5 protein-coding genes and 1 pseudogene are annotated in these 5,085 nt (G+C 58.5%); 4 read left to right on the top strand and 2 right to left on the bottom strand.

Annotated elements, in window-relative coordinates:
• From ACXJ5O_RS18480 to ACXJ5O_RS18470, 3 genes are all read left to right on the top strand, one after another.
• Positions 1 to 965, top strand: a 965-nt coding sequence (locus tag ACXJ5O_RS18480) for a tetratricopeptide repeat protein (RefSeq protein WP_457301170.1), incomplete at its 5' end; no start/stop codon positions are given.
• Positions 966 to 1,137: 172 nt separating this feature from the next.
• Positions 1,138 to 1,407: a cyclase gene (locus tag ACXJ5O_RS18475; protein ID WP_457301169.1), complete on the top strand. Its 270-nt coding sequence runs from the start codon at positions 1,138 to 1,140 to the stop codon at positions 1,405 to 1,407.
• A gap of 456 nt (positions 1,408 to 1,863) precedes the next feature.
• Positions 1,864 to 2,004: a hypothetical protein gene (locus ACXJ5O_RS18470; protein WP_457301168.1), complete on the top strand. Its 141-nt coding sequence runs from the start codon at positions 1,864 to 1,866 to the stop codon at positions 2,002 to 2,004.
• 87 nt (positions 2,005 to 2,091) lie between these two features.
• Here ACXJ5O_RS18470 and ACXJ5O_RS18465 read toward each other — a convergent pair whose 3' ends face one another.
• A complete protein-coding gene (locus tag ACXJ5O_RS18465) occupies positions 2,092 to 3,123 on the bottom strand; it encodes a GlxA family transcriptional regulator (RefSeq protein WP_457301167.1) in 1,032 nt (343 codons plus the stop codon).
• An 86-nt stretch (positions 3,124 to 3,209) separates the two neighbouring features.
• On the opposite strand from ACXJ5O_RS18465, the gene ACXJ5O_RS18460 reads away from it, so the two are divergent.
• A complete protein-coding gene (locus ACXJ5O_RS18460; RefSeq protein WP_457301166.1) occupies positions 3,210 to 4,583 on the top strand; it encodes an FAD-binding oxidoreductase in 1,374 nt (457 codons plus the stop codon).
• A 171-nt stretch (positions 4,584 to 4,754) separates the two neighbouring features.
• Here the strand turns inward: ACXJ5O_RS18460 and ACXJ5O_RS18455 are convergent.
• Positions 4,755 to 5,085: pseudogene (locus ACXJ5O_RS18455) on the bottom strand (hypothetical protein); the annotation flags it as partial.

Genomic DNA, 5,085 nt, shown 5'->3' with positions numbered 1-5,085 from the left:
GCGTTCGCAAAGCGGGAAACAGGGTTCGTGTTACAGCGCAGTTGATCGATTCAAGGAGCGGCGGACATGTTTGGGCCAGCCGTTTCGATCGCGACCTCACCGATATTTTCGCAGTTCAGGACGAGCTCACGCAGGAAATCGTGTCTGCCCTCAAGCTCAAGCTCACGGCTAGCGAACGGGATCAGCTGGGCCGCGAGCGCGCGGTGAGCGTCGAGGCGTACGAATTCTTGTTGCGCGGCCGCGAGCAGAGCTTGGCTTGCACCTGGCCCGGAAACATCGCGGCGCGCAACTTGGCAGGGGCCGCCATCGCTATCGATCCGGCATATGCGGCGGCCCACGCCCTCATCGCCTTCACCCATGTACTTGACTACATCAACGCCTGGAGCACCGATCCTGAGAATTCACTCCGGACCGGGCTGGAGCTCGCACAGCAAGCGGCGGCGATGGACGAGCAACAACCCAACGGTCACTTCGCATTGGGTATGGCTTGTATGTGGAGCCGGGACCTTGACCGGGCCCGGGCAGAGGCGCAACTAGGACTTGCGCTTTCGCCAAACTCAATCGACCTCCTCATGTTGATGGCCCATATCCAGATATTTTCCGGCGATCCAGCAGGCGCGCTCGAGACGCTTGATGTTTCGATGCAGTTGGACCCGCATTACCCGGAAGTCCTGCTCCAATTTCTCGCCGATGCGCACTTTTCCCTCGCCGATTATGAGCAAGCGGTTACCGCGCTCAAGGAGCGGCTCGCGCGAAACCCTCAGTCGGACATTGCCCACGCCCTGCTCGCGTCCTGCTATGGCCACCTTGGACGACCTGAGGAAAGCCGACGGGCCTGGGAGCAGGCACTCCAGCTCAATCCCGCCTTCTCTATCGAGCGCCGCCGCCGCGTCCTTCCCTTCCGGAATCCTGTGGACTTTGAGCGCCGCGTTGAAGGCCTTCGCAAGGCGGGACTGACAGTCTGACGCGCTCCGCCGATGCCTTCATGACAAGGGCGCGATATAGTCCACAAGCCCAAGCCGTGAGCTGCACGGACAATTCCGCAGCAGGTGTTCGACTTTGCCGTCATCGGCAGATCTCAGAAACCAAATGATTAGCGCCGAAACGGCAATTGAAAACGCAACGAAGGAGGACGAAATGACAACGGTATTTGTGAGGCATATGGTCTCTGATTATAAGACTTGGCGAGGGATCTATGATGCTTTTTCGTCGGTCCAGAAGGCAAATGGTGTTACGGCTGAGGCAGTGTACCAAGCCACCGATAACCCAAACGACGTCACTGTGACACACGAGTTCGCAACCCTGGAAGCAGCTCAGGCCTTCACCAAGCTCGAGGACTTGGCAAAGGCGATGCAAAAGGGGGGAGTGGTCGGCACACCGGCAGTCTGGTTCACCCAAAAGGTTTGAGGGAGGGCCCCAAGTTTTTGCCCGGTGACACTTCCCGTGCGGGTCGCCTCGTGCGCGAAGCTATGGCACAGGACAATCTGTCGCCGTTAGAACAGCGTACAAGCAGTCGGCTTTTGCATTTGTCCTGAGCCAGGAACGCGATTTCAAAGGCACACTGCGGGAAGCGGAGTTTCCAATCTCCATGACACCGCATGACCCACGGATGTTCGGCGATCTGAGCGAAGTTCTCACGATGGCCGGCACCCTTGCAGGCTGCGGAAATTCTCGACAAGGCACTCTCGCTGGACCCGCGAAGAAACAGCAATCTCAACCTTTCCAAAGCATGGGCCCTGCAGGTCGCCGGCAAACCAGCAGAATCGGTCGCTATTTTGAGAGTCAGACCTTTGCATCACCGTGGCGCATCTCACCACGGCGATCAGTCTTCCAAGCGTTGGCCGCGATGATGAAGCCTGAAAAATGGTGAACAAACCTCTGGCAATTCAACCCACGATCACCCAAGCTAGCTGGCGCACCCTGAGCTACCATCCCGACACCTCTATCACCGATGGAGAAATTGCCGATCTCGCCAAGATTGGATTGCCAGACAAGCGGCGGTAATCCGGCCGCAATTTGTCCGCCCTCAGACTATTTGCCCTTTAAATTCCCGGAATTCGGTAGAAACACGCAGTTCAGAACGCATCTCTTCTAATTGTCCTTCAGCGCCTGACGCAATGCACCAAATCGCAACCGATAGTGGGCCGGGGTCGAACCTGTCTTGCGGCGGAACAGGCGGCCGAAGAAGCTCGTATCCTCATAGCCGGCCTCGTTGGCGATGGCTTCGATCGGCAGATCGGTGGTTTCCAGCATTTGCTTGGCTTCCTCGAGCCGCAGCGCGTGCACATAGTCGAGGGGTTTCATGCCCGTTGCTTTCGTGAAGCGGCGGATGAACGAGCGTTCTGGCAGGCCTGACAATGCGGCCATCGCCGCAACCGGGGCGTGGGTCTTGTAGTTCATCGCCAGCCATTCCTGGCATCTGTTGACCACGGCATCGGTGGTCTGCCGAAAGGTTGTCAGTGATGCAAATGGTTGCTGGCCCATGTCATGCCATTGAAGCATGTAAACCTTGGCGACCTCCATGGCTTCCTTCAGACCGACAAACCGCGCGATGAGATAAAGTGCCAAATCCTGCCAGCTCGATCCGCCTCCCGCCATGATGATGCGTTGCTCTTCGCCGCTCAACACCAAGGACCGATCCACTCTTACCGTGATACCCGGATAGTTGTTGGTGAGCGTTGAAGCATAGCCCCAATGTATTGTCGCCTCGCAATCGGCGAGAAGTCCGGCTTCGCCAAGAAGCACCGCACCCGAACAGGCGCTGGCCATCATCGCGCCGTCCTCGTGGGATCGCTTAAGCCATTGCGCCTCAGGGTCATACATGCCGCTGACACTGTCGCCGGGATTGACGAAGAAATCCGGGATGCACACGATGTCGGGTTGCGGGCAGTCTTTGAAATTGTGGTCGGGCTTTACCCAGATGCCATTGGCGGCCTGGAACCCGTCCTTGGTGCGGGCGACTGTGTAGGGCCGCATGCGCTGTTCCCCCGCTGAACCCGTTACTATGAAGGGGAAGTCGCGCCCGGGAGAAGAGAACAGGTCAAACATGCCGTACAGCGCGGAAGCCGTAACTTCCGGCACAGCGAGAATGGCAACATTGATACGTCCGTCTTGTCCCGGCATGGCAGAATTGACCGCCTTTCAGCGTTTACGACTTTAGTACCGAACGTCAGGGGGTGCTAGGTTGCTTGTAACTAGGAGGAGCTGAGATGACACATGACGAACTCCGCAGCGTATTGCACGGAGAACTGCTTGAGCCGGGAGATGCTGACTACGACGACGCCCGTGTCGTGTGGAACGGGATGATCGACAGCCGACCAGCTCTGATTGCCCGCTGCCGCAACGCTGCTGATGTTTTGGCGTCGGTCAACTACGCGCGGGTCCATGACCTTGCTATCGCTGTCCGCAGCGGTGGACACAACGTTGCCGGCTATGCCGTTTGCGACGGCGGGCTGATGATCGACATGTCGCTCATGAATGCCGTTCGGATAGCACCTGGACTGGATAGGGCTTGTGTTGAAGGCGGGGCCACATGGGCAGACGTGGACGCGGCAACCACGCCGTTCGGTCGCGCCACACCCGGGGGGCTCATCTCGATGACAGGTGTGGCAGGCCTGACGCTGTCCGGCGGCATCGGCTGGCTCCGCGGCACACGGGGCCTCAGCTGCGACAATTTCATTGCCGCCGACGTGGTCACCGCCGATGGCGGGCTGCTCCACGCGAGCGACACCGAAAACCCGGACTTGCTGTGGGCGCTGAAGGGTGGCGGCGGCAACTTTGGCGTTGTCGTGAACTTTGAGTTCCGTCTGCACCCGATAGATGACGAGATTATGTTCTGCGCTCCCGCCTATCCTGAAGAACGGGCCCAGGAAATCCTGCCGCAATGGCGCGACTACATGGCCAAGGCTCCAGACGAGGTGAGCGGGCTAGCCGAATTCTCCACCATACCCCACGATCCAGCCTATCCCGAAGAGACTTGGGGAAAACGTGTCCTGGCACTCGCCACGGTCTATGACGGTCCGGCCGACCAAGGAGAGCGCGTCACGCAGCCCTTGTGCAGCTTCGGAGAACCACTGCTCGATTTCAGCGGCAGGATGCCGTACCGCGTCCTGCAGACTCTCTATGACGGGTTATTTCCCAAGGGCCGGGACCGCTGCTACTGGAAATCGACGTACCTTAGGAACTTGGACGACGATGTCATCCAGGCCATCACCGCGCATCTGGCCAGCCGTCCCTCCGAGATGACCTATGCCTCGATCTGGAAATTCGGTGGTGCCGTGCAGCGTGTTGCCGCCGATACCACCGCGTTTGGTGATCGATCCATGCCCTTCATGCTCAGCCTCGACGCTATCTGGTCCAACGTCGGCGACGACGACATCAACATCGGTTGGGTTCGCGACGTCTGGCAAGAAATGCAGCGCCATTCCACGGGACGGATGTACCTCAACTTCCCCGGACTTGGAGAGGGCGACAATCTCGTGCGTGATGCATATGGTACGAAAACCTATGCACGGCTTCAGGAAGTCAAAAGGACTTACGATCCTCATAACCTGTTCCACATGAACCAAAATATTCAGCCGTAGTGCGATCGCTCCGCGGCCAATTGCGCCGATCCGGTCGATTGTCTTCAAACTCGGGCCGATGACCGCGAAATTTTTCCGAGCGATTGGATGCTGGCCGCAGTAACGCTCCGCCAGAGAACCGAACCCAATGTCAGAACTGCATTTATCCGTCTATCGGGCCGCAAGTGACCGTCAGTTAAAGGTGTGTACGCTAAGTTTCAGGCTGGCGTCAGCCTGCTTCTCAAAAACATGGGTTGCCACTCCACCCCAAGGCTGGTCGCCGCCTTTGGCGTCTTTGCCTTTGGCCGACCATTTCGCTGCGCCGACCATCATGTTGCCATCGCCTTGCGCCTCAATGACTTCAAGCTTGTGAAGCGCGGCCATGACTTGAGCGGGATCGCGGTGCATCTTGCATCTCGGATCCTCGATCACACTGCTCCAGGCGAAGTCGTGGCGTCGAGGACCATTAAGGATCTGGTTGTCGGGGCTGGCGTCGCATTTGACGCTCGCGGTGAGACAAAGC

Source organism: Phyllobacterium sp. P5_D12 (genome assembly GCF_054049495.1).
This window is presented reverse-complemented; position numbering and strand designations above follow the sequence as displayed.

Excerpts from the sequence above, each read along its gene's own strand:
- ACXJ5O_RS18475 (WP_457301169.1), top strand. The coding sequence starts at position 1,138 with ATGACAACGGTATTTGTGAGGCATATGGTCTCTGATTATAAGACTTGG.
- ACXJ5O_RS18470 (WP_457301168.1), top strand. The coding sequence starts at position 1,864 with ATGGTGAACAAACCTCTGGCAATTCAACCCACGATCACCCAAGCTAGC.
- ACXJ5O_RS18465 (WP_457301167.1), bottom strand. The coding sequence starts at position 3,123 with ATGCCGGGACAAGACGGACGTATCAATGTTGCCATTCTCGCTGTGCCG.
- ACXJ5O_RS18460 (WP_457301166.1), top strand. The coding sequence starts at position 3,210 with ATGACACATGACGAACTCCGCAGCGTATTGCACGGAGAACTGCTTGAG.